The following is an 18,058-nucleotide window of genomic DNA, read 5'->3' as shown; positions in this document are numbered from 1 at the left end:
AACAGAACGCTCATAATCGGAGCGTTTCCAGGGTGAAGGGGCGTCGCTGTGCTGTCTGAAGACGCTGTCCGAAGACGCTGTCTAGAAGTCGTCGTCGAAGGAGACCGAACCCTCGACGGCGACCTGGTAGGCGGACGCCCGGCGCTCGAAGAAGTTGGTCAGCTCCTGGACGTTCTGCAGCTCCATGAAGGAGAACGGGTTCTCCGAGCCGTAGACCGGCGCAAAACCGAGCCGCTGCAGCCGCTGGTCCGCGACACACTGCAGATACTCGCGCATCGAGGCGGTGTTCATGCCCGGCAGGCCCTCACCGCACAGATCGCGGCCGAACTGCAGCTCCGCCTCGACGGCCTCCTTGAGCATCTCGGTGACCTGCTGCTCCAGCTTGTCGTCGAAGAGCTCGGGCTCCTCCTCGCGGACGGTGTCCACCACCGAGAACGCGAACTCCATGTGCATGGACTCGTCGCGGAAGACCCAGTTGGTGCCGGTGGCCAGACCGTGCAGCAGCCCGCGGGAGCGGAACCAGTACACGTAGGCGAAGGCGCCGTAGAAGAACAGCCCCTCGATGCAGGCCGCGAAGCAGATCAGGTTGAGCAGGAAGCGGCGGCGGTCGGCCTTGGACTCCAGCCGGTCGATGCTCTCGACCGAGTCCATCCACTTGAAGCAGAACTCCGCCTTCTCGCGGATGGAGGGGATGTTCTCCACCGCCGCGAAGGCCGCGGCGCGGTCGTCCGGGTCGGGGAGGTAGGTGTCCAGCAGCGTCAGATAGAACTGGACGTGCACGGCCTCCTCGAAGAGCTGACGGCTCAGGTACAGCCGCGCCTCGGGGGAGTTGATGTGCTTGTAGAGCGTCAGCACGAGGTTGTTGGCGACGATCGAGTCGCCGGTCGCGAAGAACGCCACCAGCCGGCCGATCATGTGCTGCTCGCCCGGGGAGAGCTTGGCGAGGTCGGCGACGTCGGAGTGGAGGTCGACCTCCTCCACGGTCCAGGTGTTCTTGATGGCGTCCCGGTAGCGGTCGTAGAAGTCCGGGTACCGCATCGGACGCAGGGTCAGCTCGAAGCCCGGGTCGAGGAGGTTCTTCGTGCCGGTGGTGGCCGTGTGGGCGGCCGCGGCATTTGTTTCGGTGGTCATTACTGGCAGGCCTCGCAGGACTCGGGGTTTTCCAGGGAGCAGGCGACCGCCTCGGGGTCGGTGGCCTGCTGCGGTACGGGAGCGGTGGCCGCGGCGGCGCCGCCGCGCGCGGACTGGGCGATCCGGGTCGCCGGGCGGGAGCGCAGGTAGTACGTCGTCTTGATGCCGCGCTTCCAGGCGTAGGCGTACATCGAGCTGAGCTTGCCGATGGTCGGCGACGCCATGAAGAGGTTCAGCGACTGGCTCTGGTCGAGGTAGGGCGTACGGGCCGCGGCCATGTCGATCAGCGCCCGCTGCGGGATCTCCCAGGCCGTGCGGTACAGCGCCCGGATCTCCTCCGGGATCCAGCCGACGTCCTGCACCGAGCCGTTGGCCTCGCGCAGCGCGTCCCGGGTCCGCGCGTCCCACAGCCCCAGCGCCTTGAGCTCCTCGATCAGATACGCGTTGACCTGCAGGAACTCACCCGACAGTGTCTCGCGCTTGAAGAGGTTGGAGACCTGCGGCTCGATGCACTCGTACACGCCCGCGATCGAGGCGATGGTCGCGGTCGGCGCGATCGCCAGCAGCAGCGAGTTGCGCATCCCGGTCTCGGCGATACGGCTGCGCAGCGCCGCCCAGCGGTCCGCCCAGCGGGGCTCGGCGTTCGGGTAGTGGTCCGGGTGCAGCACCCCGCGGGCGGTGCGGGTCGCGGACCACGCCGGGTGCGGTCCGTGCCGCTCGGCGAGATCGGCGGACGCCTCGTAGGCGGCGAGCATGATCCGCTCGGAGATACGGGTCGACAGCTCCTGCGCCTCGGGCGAGTCGAAGGGCAGCCGCAGCCGGAAGAAGACGTCCTGCAGGCCCATCAGGCCCAGGCCGACCGGGCGCCAGCGGGAGTTGGAGGTCCCGGCCTGCTCGGTCGGGTAGAAGTTGATGTCCACCACGCGGTCGAGGAAGGTGACGGCGGTGCGGACGGTCGCGTCCAGCCGCTCCCAGTCCATCTCACCGTTCTCCCCCAGGTGAGCCGAGAGGTTGACCGAACCCAGGTTGCAGACCGCGGTCTCCCCGTCGTTCGTCACCTCCAGGATCTCCGTGCACAGGTTGGACGAGTGCACGACCTGGCCGGGCTCGGCGGTCTGGTTGGCGGTGCGGTTGGCGGCGTCCTTGAACGTCATCCAGCCGTTGCCGGTCTGCGCCAGGGTGCGCATCATCCGGGAGTACAGCACCCGGGCCGGGATCTGCTTGAGCGCCCGGCCCTCGGCCTCCAGCCTGCGGTAGGCGGCGTCGAACTCGTCGCCCCACAGGTCCACCAGCTCCGGGGCGTCCGAGGGCGAGAACAGCGACCAGTCGGCGTCCGCCTCCACCCGGCGCATGAACTCGTCCGGGATCCAGTGCGCGATGTTCAGGTTGTGCGTACGGCGCGCCTCCTCACCCGTGTTGTCGCGCAGCTCCAGGAACTCCTCGATGTCCGCGTGCCAGGTCTCCAGGTAGACACAGGCGGCGCCCTTGCGCCGGCCGCCCTGGTTCACCGCGGCGACCGAGGCGTCCAGGGTGCGCAGGAACGGCACGATGCCGTTGGAGTGCCCGTTGGTGCCGCGGATCAGCGAACCGCGGGCGCGGATACGGGAGTACGAGAGGCCGATGCCGCCCGCGTGCTTGGAGAGCCGGGCGACCTGGTGGTAGCGGTCGTAGATCGAGTCCAGCTCGTCCAGCGGCGAGTCCAGCAGATAGCAGGACGACATCTGCGGGTGGCGGGTGCCGGAGTTGAAGAGCGTGGGGGAGGAAGGGAGGTAGGACAGCGAGCTGGTGAGCCGGTAGAGCTCGGCGACGTCGTCCAGGGCGCGGTCGCTGTGGTCCTCGGCGAGACCGCAGGCCACCCGCAGCAGGAAGTGCTGGGGGGTCTCGATGACCTGACGGGTGGTGGGGTGCCGCAGCAGATAGCGCGAGTGCAGGGTCCGCAGCCCGAAGTACCCGAATCGGTCGTCCGCACCGTCGGTGAGCGCCTGGTCGACCAGCGCGTCCAGCCGGGCGGCATGGGTCCGTACGAACTCCGCGGTCTCGTCGGCGATCAGCCCCTCGCGGTGGCCGACCTCGACGGAGGCGGAGAAGGCGACCGCCCCCTGTCCGGCCGCCTCCTCCGCGATGGCGAGGGTGAGCAGCCGCGCCGCGAGCTTGGAGTACTGCGGCTCGTCACCGATCAGACCGGCCGCGGCATCGGTGGCCAGCGACCGCAGTTCGGCCTCGTCGGAGCCGGCGTGCCGGCCCCGCAGGGCGGCGGCGGCCACCTTGCCGGGGTCGGTCGCGGTCAGGTCCTCGGTCAGCTGGGTCAGGGTGCGCAGCAGCGCGACACCCGGCCCGTCCTCGCCCGGTCCGCCGTCGGCGGAGCCGGGGGGCGTGGCCACCACGGGCGGCACGACCTCGGCGTCTGACGCGGGCTCCGTTGGCGCGATGGTCACGTGGTGCTCTCCCTCACTCGGCGGGGGCCGGGAGGGGCGGGCACGACGGGCGCACGCGGGCATGCGGCACCCCGTGACGTCAGGGGTGCGCGGGCACACCGCGCGGCGTCCACCGGCCCAACCCTCGGGGCCCGGACGTATCGACGTCCGCACCCATGGCGGTGCGGGCGTACCGTCGGCAGGTCCTCGGACTACACGGGCGCGCGCCCAGGGCCGGGATCGGCCGGCCGAACGCGCTCCTACACCGTTGCGGGACAGTTCCGGATTCCCACCGGATTCCCCTGCGGCGACAGCGAGGACGAGCATACATGTGGTGGTGGCCCCTCAAGTGCACCCCCATATCTAGTGTGTCGTGAGTGATCACACGGTGTCTGTCAGTGGCCTCGGTTATGGTCGGTTCCACGGTCTCGGCCTTGCCGGGAGAAGCAGAAGGAGGCTCCATGACCGCACTCGTCGACCGGCCGCACCTCATGGAGACCGGGCATTTCGAAGAGGTCGCCCAGATACTTGCCCGCCTGGAGAAGGGCGCGCGGCTGGAGTTCATCGACGGGAAGATCAGGAGCAAGGCTGTACCGGACGGGAGCCACGGTCGCATCATGGAGTGGCTGACGCGCCGCTGTGTTCAGGCGCGCCCCGAGCTGTGGCTGTATCGGGACCAGGGACTCAAGGTGCAGGCACATCGCGCCGGCCGCGCCCGCCCTGATGGCGAACTGGCCCCCAGCGGTGCCTTCGCGGGCCGAGGGGAATGGGCGGATCCTGACCCGGCGCTCATGGTCGTCGCGGTTACCTCCCATGATGCGGACACCGATCAGCGCGACCGGGTGGAGATGCCTCGTGTGTACGCGGAGACCGGCATTCCGCTCTATCTGCTGGTCGACCGGGAATCCCGTCAGGTTTCGGTCCACAGTGAGCCCGACGGCGGCCGCTACGAGGTCATGCACAGCGTGTCGTACGGAAGACGGATACACCTTCCCGACCCCGTCGGCATCACCCTCGAAACCGAGCAGCTGAAGGACTGGGTGAACTGAAGCGGCGCACGGCAACGGGCCGCCGCGTCCCGAAGGATGCGACGGCCCGGGGTCGGAGGCCGGACGGCCGGTGGTTCAGTGTCCGGCCGGTGCCCCCGCTCCCGCTGTGGCGGGCGGCAGTTCGACGGTGACGTCCTTGTCACCGGCGTCCGCCGTGTAGTCGGAGGGGCTGGTCTCGTCGATGCCGTCGGGGGCCTTGACTGCCCTCAGGGCGAAGGTCAGGACGACCGTCACCACCACGTTCAGCACGAAGGCGGTCAGACCGATGTAGCCGATCTCACCGATACCGGGGATCTCCTTGCTGGAGCCGCCGAAGTGCGCCTGGGTCGGGCTGGCGACGCCGTAGGCCGCGAGCGTGCCGTAGAGCATGCCGACCGCCCAGCCGGCCAGCAGCGCCCAGCGGTGGAACCAGCGGGTGAAGAGCCCGCCGACCAGGGACGGCATGGTCTGCAGGATCCAGATGCCGCCCAGCAGCTGGAAGTTGATTGCGACCGTCTTGTCCATGGTGAGGACGAAGGCCAGCGCGCCGACCTTCACCAGCAGCGAGACCAGCTTGGCGACCTTGTGCTCCTGTTCGGGAGTGGCGGCCGGCTTGAGGAAGTCCTTGTAGACGTTGCGGGTGAAGAGGTTGGCCGCGGCGATCGACATGATGGCCGCGGGCACCAGCGCGCCGATGCCGATCGCGGCGAACGCCACACCGGAGAACCAGCTCGGGAACATGTCCTCGAACAGCTGCGGGATGGCCAGCTGCGGATTGCCCTGGATGTCCGTACCGGCCTTGATCGCCATGAAGCCCAGCAGTGCCAGCAGGCCCAGCATGAGGGAGTACAGCGGCAGGATGGTCGTGTTGCGGCGGATCACGTTGCGGCTGCGCGAGGACAGCGTCGCGGTGATCGAGTGCGGGTACATGAAGAGCGCCAGCGCCGAGCCGAGTGCCAGGGTCGCATACGCCCATTGGGCGTTGGGCCCGCTGGTCAGCTCACCGCGCGGCTTGCCGGGGACGGGGCCGGGCTCGGCCAGCGCCTTGCCGGCCGAGTCGAAGATCGCGTCGAAGCCGCCCAGCTTGATCGGGATGTAGATGATCGCCACGGCGATGACCAGGTAGATCAGCCCGTCCTTGACGAAGGCGATCAGTGCCGGGGCGCGCAGGCCGGAGGAGTAGGTGTAGGCGGCCAGCACCGCGAACGCGATCAGCAGCGGCAGGTCCTTGACGAACCAGTTGGTGTGCTCGCCACCGCCGATGCCCATCACGTCCAGGACGGCCTGGATGCCGACCAGTTGGAGGGCGATGTACGGCATCGTGGCCAGGATGCCGGTGAGCGCCACGGCCAGTGACAGGCCCTTGGAGCCGAAGCGGCCGCGGACGAAGTCGGAGGTGGTGACGTAGCCGTGCTTGTGCGAGACCGACCACAGGCGGGGGAGGAAGGTGAAGATCAGCGGGTAGACCAGGATCGTGTACGGCACGGCGAAGAAGCCGGCCGCGCCCGCCGCGTAGATCGCCGCCGGGACGGCCACGAACGTGTACGCGGTGTAGAGGTCACCGCCCAGCAGGAACCAGGTCACCCAGGTGCCGAAGCTGCGGCCGCCCAGTCCCCATTCGTCGAGGTTGGCGGACTGCTCGGCCTTGCGCCAGCGGGCGGCCAGGAAGCCCATGACCGTCACGGCCAGGAAGAAGAAGACGAAGACGGCCAGTGCGACGCCGTTCACGCCCTGTGTCTGGGAAGCGGCGAGAGCGCCCGGAGCGCTCGTTGCGGTGGTGGTGACAGTCACTGGGCCGCACCGCCCTTGCGGGCGCGCTGCTCACGCTGCACGAGCTTGTAGGCGAGGGTCGTGAGCGCGGTCGAGATCAGCACCCACAGCATCTGGTACCAGTAGAAGAACGGGATCCCGATGAACGTCGGCTCGATCCTGGCGTACGAGCTCACCCACAGCATCGCCACGAACGGAGCGATCAGGCAGATACCGGCCACCACACGCGTGGGCGTGACGACCTGTCTGCGATCCGGTGATGCGGCTGACTGTGTCATGACCGTGGCTCCGTCCCCTGGCTGTCTCCTGTGCAATCGGCTGGAAATCTATGGCAGGGCAGTGGCACGCGTCACTAGCTGTCCGCATATCGGTATCAAGAATCCACACGGCCGCGACCTGCGCCGCCGGTCCCCGCTGGGGCGGATACGGCGGCGGCAGGGCAGGGGGGCGGCCCGCGCTGCGGGCGCTCCGCCCGAGCCGGGCGGCGGGTCAGCCCGTGGGGCGGCGCAGCCGGGCGACGAACTTGTAGCGGTCGCCGCGGTAGACCGAGCGCACCCACTCCACCGGCTGCCCCTGTGCGTCGAGCGAGTGCCGGGAGAGCATCAGCATCGGCAGTCCGACATCCGTGCCCAGCAGACCGGCCTCGCGCGGGGTGGCGAGGGAGGTCTCGATGGTCTCCTCGGCCTCCGCCAGACGGACGTCGTACACCTCGGCCAGTGCGGTGTAGAGGGAGGTGTATTTGACGAGGTTCCGGCGCAGGGCGGGGAAGCGCTTCGCCGACAGATGGGTGGTTTCGATGGCCATCGGCTCGCCGCTGGCCAGCCGCAGCCGTTCGATGCGCAGCACCCGGCCGCCGGCGGCGATGTCCAGCAGGCCGGCGAGCCGGTCGTCCGCCGTGACATAGCCGATGTCCAGCAGCTGGGAGGCCGGCTCCAGGCCCTGGGCCCGCATGTCCTCCGTATAGGAGGTCAGTTGCAGGGCCTGGGAAACCTTGGGCTTGGCGACAAAGGTGCCCTTGCCCTGGATGCGCTCCAGCCGGCCCTCGACGACCAGCTCCTGCAGAGCCTGACGCACCGTCGTACGCGAGGTGTCGAACTCCGCGGCGAGGGTGCGTTCGGGCGGTACCGGGGTGCCGGGCGGCAGGGTCTCGGTGATTTCCAGCAAGTGGCGCTTGAGGCGGTAGTACTTGGGCACCCGTGCGGTCCGCGTGCCGCCGCTCTCGGCACTGCTGCCCCCGTCCGTGTCCATGACCCGCCTCTCCGACTCCTGTCGTGCTGCCGTCACCGGCTCCTCCGTACGTAGCGGCTCACATCGTGGCACGGGTGGGTTTCCCGCGCTCCCTTGCAGGTCCCGGCCCGCCAGATGTCGGTCCGGTAACGGACCTGACAGCGACTCTTATACACCCTTGACACCCCAAAAGGTCTAGGCCAAGCTGCGGGCACTGGTCTAAACCATTAAAGACCACACCCGGCCTTGGGGGGAGAGCGCAATGAAGCGTGGGCTCATAGCGGCGACGGCGGTCGCGGGAATGCTGGTGGGTGTCGCTGCCTGTGGGTCCGGCGGCGGCGAGAAGACGGGCGCGGACGGCTTCAAGGGCCAGAAGCTGACCGTCTGGGTGATGAGCGGTTCGAATCCGGCGCAGTGGACCAAGCAGGTCTCCGCGCAGTTCAAGAAGAAGACCGGCGCCACCGTCGAGTTCAAGGTCCAGCAGTGGAACGGCATTCAGCAGAAGCTGAGCACCGCCCTTTCCGAGGAGACCCCGCCGGACGTCGTCGAAATCGGCAACACCCAGACCGCCGCCTATGCCCAGGCCGGTGCCCTGGCCGAACTCGGCGATCTGAAGAAGGAGATCGGCGCCGACTGGAACGAGGCCTTCAACAAGGCGTCGCTCGTCGACGGAAAACAGTACGCACTGCCGTGGTTCGCCGGAAACCGCGTGGTGATGTACAACAAGAGGATCTGGGCCGAGGCCGGCCTCAAGGGCATTCCCAAGACGCGCAACGAGCTCTTCAAGGCCTTTGACACCATCAAGAAGAAGACCGACGCCGAGCCGCTGTATCTGCCCGGCCAGAACTGGTACTTCTTCGACGGCCTGACCATCGGCACCGGCGCCGACCTGGTGAAGAAGCAGGGCGGCAAGTGGGTCTCCAACCTCGGCGACCCCAAGGTCGCCAAGGCCATGGACATCTACAAGCAGTACCAGGCCTTCAGCACCGCCCCCAAGAACAAGGACGAGGCCACCCCGCAGCAGGGTGAGGTCTTCGCCAAGGGCCGCACCGGCGCCGTCATCGCCATGGGCTATGAGGCCGCCACCGCCCTCAAGGCCAACCCCGGGATGAAGAAGGACATCGGTTTCTTCACCATCCCCGGGGAGACCGCGGACAAGCCGGAGGGCGTCTTCCTCGGCGGTTCCAACTTCGCCGTCGCCGGAATGGGCAAGAACCAGGAACTTGCCAAGGAATTCCTGAAGGTCGCACTGTCGAAGCAGAACGACCGGCAGATGGTGAAGGAGTCCGGCTGGGCCCCGAAATCCCCTGACCTGGCCGATGCCGGAAAGGGGAATCCGGCCGTGGCGGCCGCCGCGGCCGCGGCGGAGAAGTCCGGGGGCACCACCCCGCTGATTCCCCAGTGGGCCGCGGTGGAGAACCTGCCGAACCCGATCAAGAGCTATATGACCGCCGTTCTGGGCGGTAAGTCCCCGGCCGATGCCGCCAAGGACATCGAGTCCGAGATCAACGCGCGGCTCGCCAAGCAGTAGCGGACGCCCGGCGGGTCCGCGTGCGGACCCGCACGCCGTACCACCGGTCGGCGTGCCGGCCGGCCGTCCCCGGCCGGCATGCGTGCACGGCGGAGGCACCGAGGTCTGACGGGATACGAGGGGGAGCAGGGGCCATGGCAGTGCAGCTCGACGGCGTGGTGGACCAGACCGCGCCGCGGACCGGCAAGGGCGGCGCACCGCCCACCCGGCGCGGCGGAGGCAGCCGGCGGGCCGCGCGCGGCGCCCCCTACCTCCTGCTGCTGCCGGCCCTGCTCGCGACCGCGGTCCTCCTGGGCTGGCCCATGGCCCGCAACATCCTGCTCTCCTTCCAGAACCTCAATATGAAGGAGCTGATCCAGCACCTCACCGACTGGCGCGGGTTCGGCAACTACCAGGAGATCCTGGGCAGTGAGCAGTTCTGGCGGGTCACCCTGCGCACCCTCGTCTTCACCGCGGTCAATGTCGTCCTGATCATGGTCCTCGGTGTGCTGATCGGCCTGCTGCTGGCCCGGCTCGGCAAGAGGATGCGGCTGACGCTGTCCCTCGCACTGGTGCTGGCCTGGGCGATGCCGGTGATCGCCGCCACCACCGTCTTCCAGTGGCTCTTCGACTCCCGCTACGGCGTCGTCAACTGGCTCCTGGACAAACTCGGCCGGCACTCCATGGCCCACTACGACTGGGTCGGCAGCCAGCTGTCGACGTTCTTCGTCATCACCGTACTGATCGTCTGGCAGTCGCTGCCGTTCGTGGCCCTCAACCTCTACGCCGCCACCACGACCATCCCCAAGGAGCTCTACGAAGCGGCCCGGATGGACGGCGCCGGCACCTGGAAGGTCTTCACCTCCGTCACCTTCCCCTTCCTGCGGCCGTTCTTCCTCGCGACGACGTTTCTGGAGACCATCTGGGTCTTCAAGGCGTTCCCGCAGATCTTCGCGATCAACGAGGGCGGCCCCGACCGGCTCACCGAAACGCTGCCGATCTACGCCTTCACCGAGGGCGTCGGCAACCTCCACTTCGGCATGGGGGCCGCGATCTCCCTGCTGACGATCGTGGTGCTGCTGGTCATGACCGCGTACTACCTGCGCCTGACGGTCAAGCAGGAACAGCAAGAGGAGAACGAGCTGTGAAGCGCTCTCTCGCCGGCCGTGTCTGGCCCAACGCGACGGCGGCCGTGCTCGCCCTCGGCTTCGTCTTCCCCGTCTACTGGATGTTCAGCACGGCCTTCAAGCCGACCCGGGACATCATCACCGAGGACCCCGTGTGGTTCCCCGTCCACGGCACCCTCGAACACTTCGCGACGGCCGTGCACGCCCCGGACTTCTGGATCCTGGCGGGGAATTCGGTGCTGGTGACCGTGCTCGCCGTCGGTCTCTCGCTGGTGATCGCCCTCTGCGGGGCGTTCGCCCTGACCCGGATGCGCTTTCGGGGGCGCAAGGGCATCCTGCTGACCTTCATGGTCGCCCAGATGGCTCCCTGGGAGGTCATGGTGATCTCGATCTACCTGATCGTCAGGGACGCGGACCTGCTCAACAGCCTGCTGCCGCTGACCTTCTTCTACATGCTGATGGTGCTGCCCTTCACCCTTCTGACGCTCCGTGGCTATGTCGCCGCGGTTCCCAGGGAACTGGAGGAGTCCGCGATGGTCGACGGCTGCTCGCGCCGCCAGGCGTTCCTCAAGGTCGTCTTCCCGCTGCTGGCGCCCGGCCTGATGGCCACCTCGCTCTTCGGATTCATCACCGCCTGGAACGAATTCCCGCTGGTGCTGGTCCTCAACAAGGAACCGGCCATGGGCACCCTGCCGTTGTGGCTCTCGCAGTTCCAGACCCAGTTCGGGGACGACTGGGGCGCCACCATGGCCGCCGCCTCGATCTTCGCGGTCCCGATCCTGGTGCTCTTCCTGTTCCTGCAACGCAAGGCGGTCGGCGGTCTCACCTCCGGCGCCGTGAAGGGATGACGCAGCTCATGACGCCTCTCGTACGCTCCGTACGCTCCGCCGACACCCTCACCCGCGATGCACTCGCCGTCCTCCAGCCCGGCTTCACCGGCACCACCGCGCCCGACTGGCTGCTGCGCCGGCTCGGCGAGGGCCTGGTCTCGGTCGGCCTCTTCGGCCGCAATGTCGCCGACCCGGCACAACTCGCCGCACTCACCGGCCGGTTGCGGGCCGAACGCGAGGAACTGATCGTCGCCATCGACGAGGAGGGCGGCGATGTCACCCGCCTCGAAGTGCGCGGCGGCTCCTCCTTCCCCGGCAACCATGCGCTCGGTGCCGTCGACGACACCGCCCTGACCCGCGCGGTGGCCCGCGAAATCGGCCGCCGGCTGGCCGACTGCGGTATCAACCTCAACTGGGCCCCCTCCGCCGACGTCAACTCCAACCCCGGCAATCCGGTCATCGGCGTCCGCTCCTTCGGCGCCGATCCGCAGCTGGTCGCCCGGCACACCGCCGCCTATGTCGAGGGCCTGCAGTCCGCCGGCGTCGCCGCCTGCACCAAGCACTTCCCCGGCCACGGCGACACCGCCGTCGACTCCCACCACGACCTGCCGCGTATCGCCGCCGATCTGCCGACCCTCCAGGAACGCGAACTGGTGCCGTTCCGCGCCGCCGTCGCCGCCGGCACCCGCGCCGTGATGAGCGCCCACATCCTGCTGCCCGCCCTGGACGGTGAACACCCGGCCACGCTCAGCCCGGCCGCGCTGCACGGTCTGCTGCGGGCCCCCGCCACCGAAGGCGGCCTCGGCTTCGACGGGCTGATCGTCACCGACGGGATGGAGATGCAGGCCATCTCCGCCACCTACGGCATCGAGCGCGGCAGCGTGCTGGCCCTCGCGGCCGGTTCCGACGCCATTTGCGTGGGCGGCGGACTGGCGGACGAGGACATCGTGCTGCGACTGCGCGACGCCTTGGTGCGGGCGGTGCGCGACGGCGAACTGCCGGAGCAGCGGCTCGCCGACGCCGCGGCGCGGGTGCGTGCCCTGGCGGGCCGGAACCGGAGCGCGGACGTGGGGGAGGGGCCCGCGCCCGCGCCCGGAATCGGCCTCACCGCGGCCCGGCGCGCCCTGCGCCTCACCGCCGCCGGCCCGTACGAACCCCTGGCCGGGCCCGCCTACGTCGCCGCCTTCACCCCCCTCGGCAACATCGCCGTGGGCGACGAGACGCCCTGGGGCGTCGCCGCCGAACTCGCCCGCCTCCTCCCGGGCACCGAGACCGCCACCTGCACCGCCGAAGCCGCCGCCGCGGCCGGCACCGCCGGGCTGGTCGACGGCCTGCTCACCGCGGCCGCCGGCCGCCGCCTCGTCGCCGTGGTCCGCGACCTCCACCGCCACCCCTGGATGGCCGAGGCGCTCCGCACTCTCCTCGCCGCCCGCCCCGACACCGCGGTCGTCGAAATGGGCGTCCCCCAGGCCCCACCCCAAGGCGCCCTCCACCTCGCCACCCACGGCGCCGCCCGAGTCTGCGCCCAGGCCGCCGCCGAAGCCCTCACGGACCGACGGCTTTCACCTGGCGACTGTTGACACCGCCTCTCCGCGCCGGAGGCCGTCCTCCAGCACGTGGCCCCACTGGCTCTACGGGTCGGAGCCTGGTGCCCGTGTCTCTACGGGTCGGAGCCTGGTGCCCGGCGGGCGAGCAGGCGGCCTCTACGGGCGACGGCGGCTGTCGCCCGGCGTGTGCCCAAGCTGCGAGTCCCTGCCTGGCGGCTGCCGTCCGGCACGTGCACACCGCGACTTCGGGCCGGAGTCCGTCACCCACCCAGCGCACACACAAACTGTCTTCAGCCCGGCGGCTTCCGCGTACCGAGTGCGCAAGCTGCCCACCCGAAACCTTCCCAGGGGCGGTCCGACCCTGATCCCTCCGGCCAGGTGTACACCGGCCAGGCGTACACCGGCCAGGCGTACACCGGCCAGGTGTACCTGGCAGACCTAGAGGCCCTGCCAGTCCGGCTTTGCCGCGTAGGTGGCGCGGAAGTAGTCGGCGAGCTTCAGCTTGGCGGCTGCGGCCTCGTCCACGACGACCGTCGCATGCGGGTGGAGCTGAAGCGCCGAGGCCGGGACCAGTGCGGCAACCGGGCCCTCGACGGCATGGGCCACCGCGTCTGCCTTGCCCTCGCCCGTGGCGAGCAGCACCAGATGGCGGGCCTCCAGGATGGTGCCGATGCCCTGGGTGATGACGTGGTGCGGCACCTCGTCGAGGCTGTCGAAGAACCGGGCGTTGTCCTCCCGGGTCTGCTGGGTCAGCGTCTTGATACGGGTACGCGAAGCGAGCGACGAGCAGGGCTCGTTGAAGCCGATGTGCCCGTCCGTGCCGATACCGAGCAGTTGGAGGTCCACGCCGCCCGCCTCGCGCAGTGCACGGTCGTACGCCTCGCAGGCGGCCTGGACATCCTCGGCCGCGCCATCGGGGCCCATGAAGGACTGCTCACCGAGGCCGAGCGGTTCGACCACCTCGCGCAGGACCACCGAGCGGTAGGACTCGGGGTGCCCGGCCGGCAGCCCGACGTACTCGTCGAGCTGGCAGATGCGCGCCCGTGAGGCGTCCACCGCACCGGACCGGACCTTCGCCGCCAGCGCCTCGTAAATGGGCAACGGGGTGGAGCCGGTGGCCACACCGAGCAGCGCGTCGGGCTTACGGCGCACCAGGGTGGCGATGGCCTCCGCGATCAGCTCGCCGCCCGCCACGGCATCCGGAACGATGACAACTTCCACGCTTGGCCTGCCGTTCTGGAGAATGATCCATGTGGTATAGACCAATCTAGCAGAGGGTGGCCCCAGGGACGCGTTGGCACATCCGAACGGCCGGTCAAGTTTTCCCGGCGCCCAGGTGTCCGGCCGCCCGGGTGTCCGGCCGCCCAGCGCCCAGCCGCCCGGCGCCCGACCGGCCATCTGCCCGCGCCGCCGGACGGCGCTCCGTCAGAGCAGCGCCCCACCCGTCGCGTCGATCCACTGCCCCGTCACCCAACGGCTGTCGTCCGAGGCGAGGAAGGCCACGAGGTCGCCGATATCGGTGGGGTCGGCGATCCGGCCCAGCGGGGATATCTCCCTGACCCGCTGCCGCGCCTCGGCATTGGCCTCGCCCTGCAGCCATCCGGCATTCATGTCGGTGTTCACCGCCCCGGGTGCCACCGCGTTGACCGTGATCCCGCGCGGGCCCAGATCCTTGGCGAGCGTCGAGGTGAACACATCGATCGCGCCCTTGGTCATGGCATAGGCGATCAACTCGGGCTTGGCCGCGCCCCGCGTCAGTCCGGTCGAGGTGTTGATGATCCGCCCGCCGTCCCGCAGCCGGGGCAGTGCCTGCTGGGCGATGAAGAACGGTGCCTTGGTGTTGACCGCGAAGAGGAGGTCGAAATCCTCCGCCGTCACCGCCTCGATCCGCTTCAGCGTGCCGTCGGCGGCCTTGTTGATCCCGGCGTTGTTGACCAGGATGTCCAGGCCCTCGGCCTGCTCGTCGAATGCGGCCCACAGCGCTTCGACGTCTCCCGGTACCCCCAGCTCGGCCCGGATCGCGAAGGCTTGGCCCCCGCCGGCCTCGATCACCGAGACGGTCTCCTTGGCCGCGGTCCCGTCCCGGCCGTAATGCACACCGACCCGCGCGCCCTCCCTCGCCAGCCGTTCCGAGATGGCCCGGCCGATCCCCCTGCTGCCTCCCGTCACCAGTGCCGTCTTGCCGCTGAGCGCACTCATGGCAGTGCCCCTCCCCGATCCGTATGTGGATGTCCCGGACGCCTATGGATGCGCGCCGACGTGCACCGACGCACGCGCCCCCGCACCGAGCTATTTATGTATCGCTCGCTACAGAAAAATCGTAGCACGCGTTCCATACCGACCGCTATAGAATTTCTGCCATGGCGACCAAGGAGACGAAACAGCGCGGGCGGCCCCGGTCCTTCGACCGTGAGACGGCCCTGGAGCAGGCGGTCCGGTCGTTCTGGGAGCGGGGCTACGAAGCCACCTCGATCTCCGACCTCACCCGCGCCATGGGTATCAGCGCCCCCAGCCTCTACGCCGCCTTCGGCGACAAGCGGGCCCTGTTCGACGAGGTCGTGGTCGAGTACGGGCGGCGCTACGGAGGCTTCATCTCCCGCGCCGTGACCGAGGAGCCGACCGCCCGCCGGGGCGTCGAAAGGGCGCTGCGCGAGGCCGCGGCCGAATACACCCTGCCCGGCCGCCCCCGCGGCTGCCTGGTCATCAGCGCCGCCCTCAACATCTCGCCCGCCTCGGCCGAAGTCGCCGACTCCCTGCGGGAGATGAGGTTGCTGAACGTCAGGGGGATCGCCGCCGCCATCCGTGCGGACATCGCCTCCGGTGAGCTGCCTCCTGATACCGACGCCGGCGCGCTGGCCGCCTACACGGGCGCCGTCATCCAGGGCATGTCCCAGCAGGCGCGCGACGGTGCGGAGCGGACGGAGCTGGAGGCGATCGCCGAGCTGGCGCTCAAGGCGTGGCCGCGGAGGGCGAGCGGGGCTTCCCGCTGAAGACCCCCTGAAGCACCCGCGGGCCGCGGCGCCGGGACAGGACCCTCAACCTGTCCGGCACCGCAGCCCGGAGCTGACATCGGCCGGTCCCGTCCTGCGGGCGGGAGGCGCCCCTGTGTGCGGTAGGGGCACGGACCCGTCCTGGGACCGGTCGATCGGAGGCCTCGGCGCAGTCAGGGCAGAGAGCGCTTCGGCCTCGTTCCGCTCTCCTGTGCGGGGAGGGCGGAGGTCTTTGCTGAATTCTGGACTAGACCATTATTGCTTGTCCATGCCCGTGCAGACACAACACATACACCGTACGCCGGTAGGCTCCAAGACGTGCCCTCCATGAACGATCTCGTACGCCAGCACACCGCTCTGAGCGACACCGACCTCGAGTGGCTCCATCTGCTGGTCTCGGAGTGGCAGCTGCTCTCCGACCTCTCCTTCGCCGATCTTGTGCTGTGGGTTCCCACCCTCGACGGCACCCGCTATGTCTCGGTGGCCCAGATGCGGCCCAATACGGGCCCCACCTCCTACCAGGACGACATGGTCGGCCATCTCGTTCCCCGCGGCCGCCGCCCGATGCTGGACTCCGCCCTGGACGAGGGCCGCATCGTACGCGAGGGCGACCCGGAGTGGCGGGAGGAGGTCCCGGTACGGGTCGAGTCCATCCCGGTACGCCGCGAGGGCCGGGTGCTCGGCGTCATCGCCCGCAACACCAACCTGCTGACCGTGCGCACCCCCAGCCGGCTGGAGCTCACCTACCTCCAGAGCGCCTCCGACCTCGCCCAGATGATCGCTGCCGGAACGTTTCCCTTCCCCGGCCAGCAGGTCGACATGGACGCCTCGCCGCGCGCCGGTGACGGGCTGATCCGGCTCGACGCGGAGGGTGTCGTCCAGTACGCCAGCCCCAATGCGCTCTCCGCCTACCACCGGCTCGGTCTCGCCGCCGACCTGGTGGGCCACCACCTGGGCCAGGCCACCGCCGAACTGGCGCCCGCCCGCGGCCCGGTGGACGAGGCGCTGGTCAAGCTCGCCAGCGGCTGGGCCCCCAGGGAGTTCGAGGTCGAGGGCGAGGACGGCGTGATCCAGCTGCGCGCCATCCCGCTCAAGCCCAAGGGGACCCACATCGGTTCACTGGTCCTGCTGCGTGATGTGACCGAACTGCGACGTCGCGAGCGGGAGCTGATCACCAAGGACGCCACCATCCGGGAGATCCACCACCGGGTGAAGAACAATCTGCAGACGGTCGCCGCGCTGTTGCGGCTGCAGTCCCGCCGGATGGATTCCGAACAGGGCCGCGAGGCGCTCAACGAGGCCGTGCGCAGGGTCGGTTCGATCGCGATCGTGCACGAGACGCTGTCCCAGACCCTCGACGAACGGGTCGAGTTCGACGAGATCGCGGACCGGGTGCTGGCCATGGTCGCGGAGATCTCCCCGGGCAAGGTGACCACCCGCCGTACCGGGCGCTTCGGCATCCTGGACGCCGAGGTGGCCACCCCGCTGTCGATGGTGCTCACCGAGGTGCTGCAGAACGCCCTGGAGCACGCCTTCGACCAGGTGGAGCGCGGCGTGGTCGAGGTCGGCGCGGTGCGCGGCGGGAGCCGTACGGAGCCGCGGCTGCTGGTCACCGTCCAGGACAACGGGCGCGGTCTGCCCGAGGGATTCGATCCGCATCGCGCCGGAAACCTGGGGCTGCAGATCGTACGGACCCTGGTGGAGGGGGAGTTGGGCGGAAAGTTCGACATGGTGCGGGCGCCCGAGCGCGGTACTCAGGTCATCCTCGACGTCCCCGTACGGGCCGATAAGCAGCACTGAGCTCCGGGGCCGGCGCCGGGCGGGCCGTCGGCCCGGCCCTGAACAGCAGGAAGCCCCGGACCATGCGGTCCGGGGCTCAAAGCTGTTGCGATGCGATAACGACCGGGCTTGTCAGCGCCGGAGATGCATCGGGTGTACTGCGCGCTGCGGCTCGGGGGCCACGGGGCTACTGGCTCAGGCGCTGGCGTTGCGCGCCCGGTTGCGAGCTGCACGGCGCTTCATCGCGCGGCGCTCGTCCTCGCTCAGACCACCCCAGACGCCGGAGTCCTGGCCGGACTCGAGCGCCCACTGCAGGCACTGCTCCATGACGGGGCAGCGGCGGCAGACGGCCTTGGCTTCCTCGATCTGCAGCAGCGCAGGACCGGTGTTGCCGATAGGGAAGAAGAGCTCGGGGTCTTCCTCGCGGCAAACGGCGCGGTGACGCCAGTCCATGGCTGCTCCATCTCCTCGTGTGACGGGATCGTTGCTTGTGAATGTGAACGCTTTCACGAATCCCTCCACAAGGGAAGGGCCGAACTCCAGTCGTGAACTGGCACGGTCCTGTGGAATGAGGAGGAGGATTCGGGCTCTCAAGGGGGCCGGTAAAGCGGCCGTCCCGATCGCCATGAAGAGACTCGCAAACCTCGGCTGCGGATACAACCCCTTCCGGAAACTTTTTTTTGAATCCTTGGTGTCGCCTAGCTC

15 protein-coding genes and 1 riboswitch are annotated in these 18,058 nt (G+C 69.3%); of the genes, 7 read left to right on the top strand and 8 right to left on the bottom strand.

Translation table 11 applies throughout. The annotated features are described in order from the left end of the window. Positions 1–81 precede the first annotated feature (81 nt). Both SLV14N_RS12950 and SLV14N_RS12945 read right to left on the bottom strand, forming a co-directional pair. On the bottom strand, positions 82–1,131 hold the full coding sequence (locus SLV14N_RS12950; protein WP_208681058.1) for a ribonucleotide-diphosphate reductase subunit beta: 1,050 nt from the start codon (positions 1,129–1,131) through the stop codon (positions 82–84). After that, positions 1,131–3,524, bottom strand: a complete 2,394-nt coding sequence (locus SLV14N_RS12945) for a ribonucleoside-diphosphate reductase subunit alpha (protein WP_263273128.1) — start codon at positions 3,522–3,524, stop codon at positions 1,131–1,133. Before SLV14N_RS12945 ends, SLV14N_RS12950 begins: the two co-directional genes overlap by 1 nt. 223 nt (positions 3,525–3,747) lie before the next feature. Continuing rightward, positions 3,748–3,847, bottom strand: a riboswitch (cobalamin riboswitch). A gap of 159 nt (positions 3,848–4,006) precedes the next feature. Between SLV14N_RS12945 and SLV14N_RS12940 the strand changes: the two genes are divergently transcribed. Beyond that, positions 4,007–4,594: a Uma2 family endonuclease gene (locus tag SLV14N_RS12940; RefSeq protein ID WP_263269392.1), complete on the top strand. Its 588-nt coding sequence runs from the start codon at positions 4,007–4,009 to the stop codon at positions 4,592–4,594. Positions 4,595–4,669: 75 nt separating this feature from the next. Here SLV14N_RS12940 and mctP read toward each other — a convergent pair whose 3' ends face one another. The 3 genes from mctP to SLV14N_RS12925 form a co-directional block, all read right to left on the bottom strand. Next, positions 4,670–6,301: a monocarboxylate uptake permease MctP gene (gene mctP, locus SLV14N_RS12935; protein WP_208687850.1), complete on the bottom strand. Its 1,632-nt coding sequence runs from the start codon at positions 6,299–6,301 to the stop codon at positions 4,670–4,672. A gap of 59 nt (positions 6,302–6,360) precedes the next feature. Continuing rightward, positions 6,361–6,621 carry a DUF3311 domain-containing protein gene (locus tag SLV14N_RS12930; protein ID WP_093643123.1) on the bottom strand — a complete coding sequence of 87 codons (261 nt, stop codon included), beginning with the start codon at positions 6,619–6,621 and terminating at the stop codon, positions 6,361–6,363. A gap of 211 nt (positions 6,622–6,832) precedes the next feature. Beyond that, a complete protein-coding gene (locus SLV14N_RS12925; RefSeq protein WP_208687849.1) occupies positions 6,833–7,591 on the bottom strand; it encodes a GntR family transcriptional regulator in 759 nt (252 codons plus the stop codon). A gap of 241 nt (positions 7,592–7,832) precedes the next feature. On the opposite strand from SLV14N_RS12925, the gene SLV14N_RS12920 reads away from it, so the two are divergent. The 4 genes from SLV14N_RS12920 to SLV14N_RS12905 all read left to right on the top strand — a co-directional run bounded on the left by SLV14N_RS12920 (position 7,833) and on the right by SLV14N_RS12905 (position 12,617). After that, entirely contained in the window at positions 7,833–9,101 is a 1,269-nt protein-coding gene (locus SLV14N_RS12920; RefSeq protein WP_263269391.1) for an extracellular solute-binding protein, read from the top strand. 134 nt (positions 9,102–9,235) lie between these two features. Beyond that, positions 9,236–10,228: a carbohydrate ABC transporter permease gene (locus SLV14N_RS12915; RefSeq protein WP_263269390.1), complete on the top strand. Its 993-nt coding sequence runs from the start codon at positions 9,236–9,238 to the stop codon at positions 10,226–10,228. Beyond that, on the top strand, positions 10,225–11,055 hold the full coding sequence (locus tag SLV14N_RS12910) for a carbohydrate ABC transporter permease (RefSeq protein WP_263269389.1): 831 nt from the start codon (positions 10,225–10,227) through the stop codon (positions 11,053–11,055). The genes SLV14N_RS12915 and SLV14N_RS12910 overlap by 4 nt, the downstream gene beginning before the upstream one ends. Before the next feature lie 8 nt (positions 11,056–11,063). Then, entirely contained in the window at positions 11,064–12,617 is a 1,554-nt protein-coding gene (locus tag SLV14N_RS12905) for a glycoside hydrolase family 3 protein (RefSeq protein WP_263269388.1), read from the top strand. Positions 12,618–13,022: 405 nt separating this feature from the next. On the opposite strand, the gene nagB is transcribed toward SLV14N_RS12905, so the two are convergent. Together nagB and SLV14N_RS12895 are read right to left on the bottom strand one after the other, a co-directional pair. Next, positions 13,023–13,805: a glucosamine-6-phosphate deaminase gene (nagB, locus tag SLV14N_RS12900; protein ID WP_208681051.1), complete on the bottom strand. Its 783-nt coding sequence runs from the start codon at positions 13,803–13,805 to the stop codon at positions 13,023–13,025. Between the two features lie 204 nt (positions 13,806–14,009). Further along, a complete protein-coding gene (locus SLV14N_RS12895) occupies positions 14,010–14,783 on the bottom strand; it encodes an SDR family oxidoreductase (RefSeq protein WP_208681050.1) in 774 nt (257 codons plus the stop codon). A 161-nt stretch (positions 14,784–14,944) separates the two neighbouring features. Here SLV14N_RS12895 and SLV14N_RS12890 point away from each other — a divergent pair, with 161 nt between their 5' ends. Together SLV14N_RS12890 and SLV14N_RS12885 are read left to right on the top strand one after the other, a co-directional pair. Then, positions 14,945–15,574: a TetR/AcrR family transcriptional regulator gene (locus SLV14N_RS12890; protein WP_263269387.1), complete on the top strand. Its 630-nt coding sequence runs from the start codon at positions 14,945–14,947 to the stop codon at positions 15,572–15,574. A 327-nt stretch (positions 15,575–15,901) separates the two neighbouring features. Continuing rightward, the gene (locus SLV14N_RS12885) at positions 15,902–17,374 is read left to right on the top strand and encodes a sensor histidine kinase (RefSeq protein ID WP_263273126.1); all 1,473 of its coding nucleotides are present in this window, start codon (positions 15,902–15,904) and stop codon (positions 17,372–17,374) included. 174 nt (positions 17,375–17,548) lie between these two features. Here SLV14N_RS12885 and SLV14N_RS12880 read toward each other — a convergent pair whose 3' ends face one another. After that, entirely contained in the window at positions 17,549–17,806 is a 258-nt protein-coding gene (locus tag SLV14N_RS12880; RefSeq protein ID WP_003983230.1) for a WhiB family transcriptional regulator, read from the bottom strand. Positions 17,807–18,058: the final 252 nt, after the last annotated feature.

Source organism: Streptomyces sp. Je 1-4 4N24, from assembly GCF_026239515.1.
GTDB classification, from domain to species: domain Bacteria; phylum Actinomycetota; class Actinomycetes; order Streptomycetales; family Streptomycetaceae; genus Streptomyces; species Streptomyces nigrescens.
The sequence above is the reverse complement of the archived record's forward strand: the minus strand, read 5'-3'. Positions and strand labels throughout refer to the sequence as shown.

Coding starts and splice junctions, on each gene's coding strand:
- SLV14N_RS12890 (WP_263269387.1), top strand. CDS start 14,945: ATGGCGACCAAGGAGACGAAACAGCGCGGGCGGCCCCGGTCCTTCGAC.
- SLV14N_RS12930 (WP_093643123.1), bottom strand. CDS start 6,621: ATGACACAGTCAGCCGCATCACCGGATCGCAGACAGGTCGTCACGCCC.
- SLV14N_RS12950 (WP_208681058.1), bottom strand. CDS start 1,131: ATGACCACCGAAACAAATGCCGCGGCCGCCCACACGGCCACCACCGGC.
- SLV14N_RS12885 (WP_263273126.1), top strand. CDS start 15,902: ATGAACGATCTCGTACGCCAGCACACCGCTCTGAGCGACACCGACCTC.
- SLV14N_RS12940 (WP_263269392.1), top strand. CDS start 4,007: ATGACCGCACTCGTCGACCGGCCGCACCTCATGGAGACCGGGCATTTC.
- SLV14N_RS12915 (WP_263269390.1), top strand. CDS start 9,236: ATGGCAGTGCAGCTCGACGGCGTGGTGGACCAGACCGCGCCGCGGACC.
- SLV14N_RS12925 (WP_208687849.1), bottom strand. CDS start 7,591: ATGGACACGGACGGGGGCAGCAGTGCCGAGAGCGGCGGCACGCGGACC.
- SLV14N_RS12905 (WP_263269388.1), top strand. CDS start 11,064: ATGACGCCTCTCGTACGCTCCGTACGCTCCGCCGACACCCTCACCCGC.
- SLV14N_RS12895 (WP_208681050.1), bottom strand. CDS start 14,783: ATGAGTGCGCTCAGCGGCAAGACGGCACTGGTGACGGGAGGCAGCAGG.
- SLV14N_RS12880 (WP_003983230.1), bottom strand. CDS start 17,806: ATGGACTGGCGTCACCGCGCCGTTTGCCGCGAGGAAGACCCCGAGCTC.
- SLV14N_RS12920 (WP_263269391.1), top strand. CDS start 7,833: ATGAAGCGTGGGCTCATAGCGGCGACGGCGGTCGCGGGAATGCTGGTG.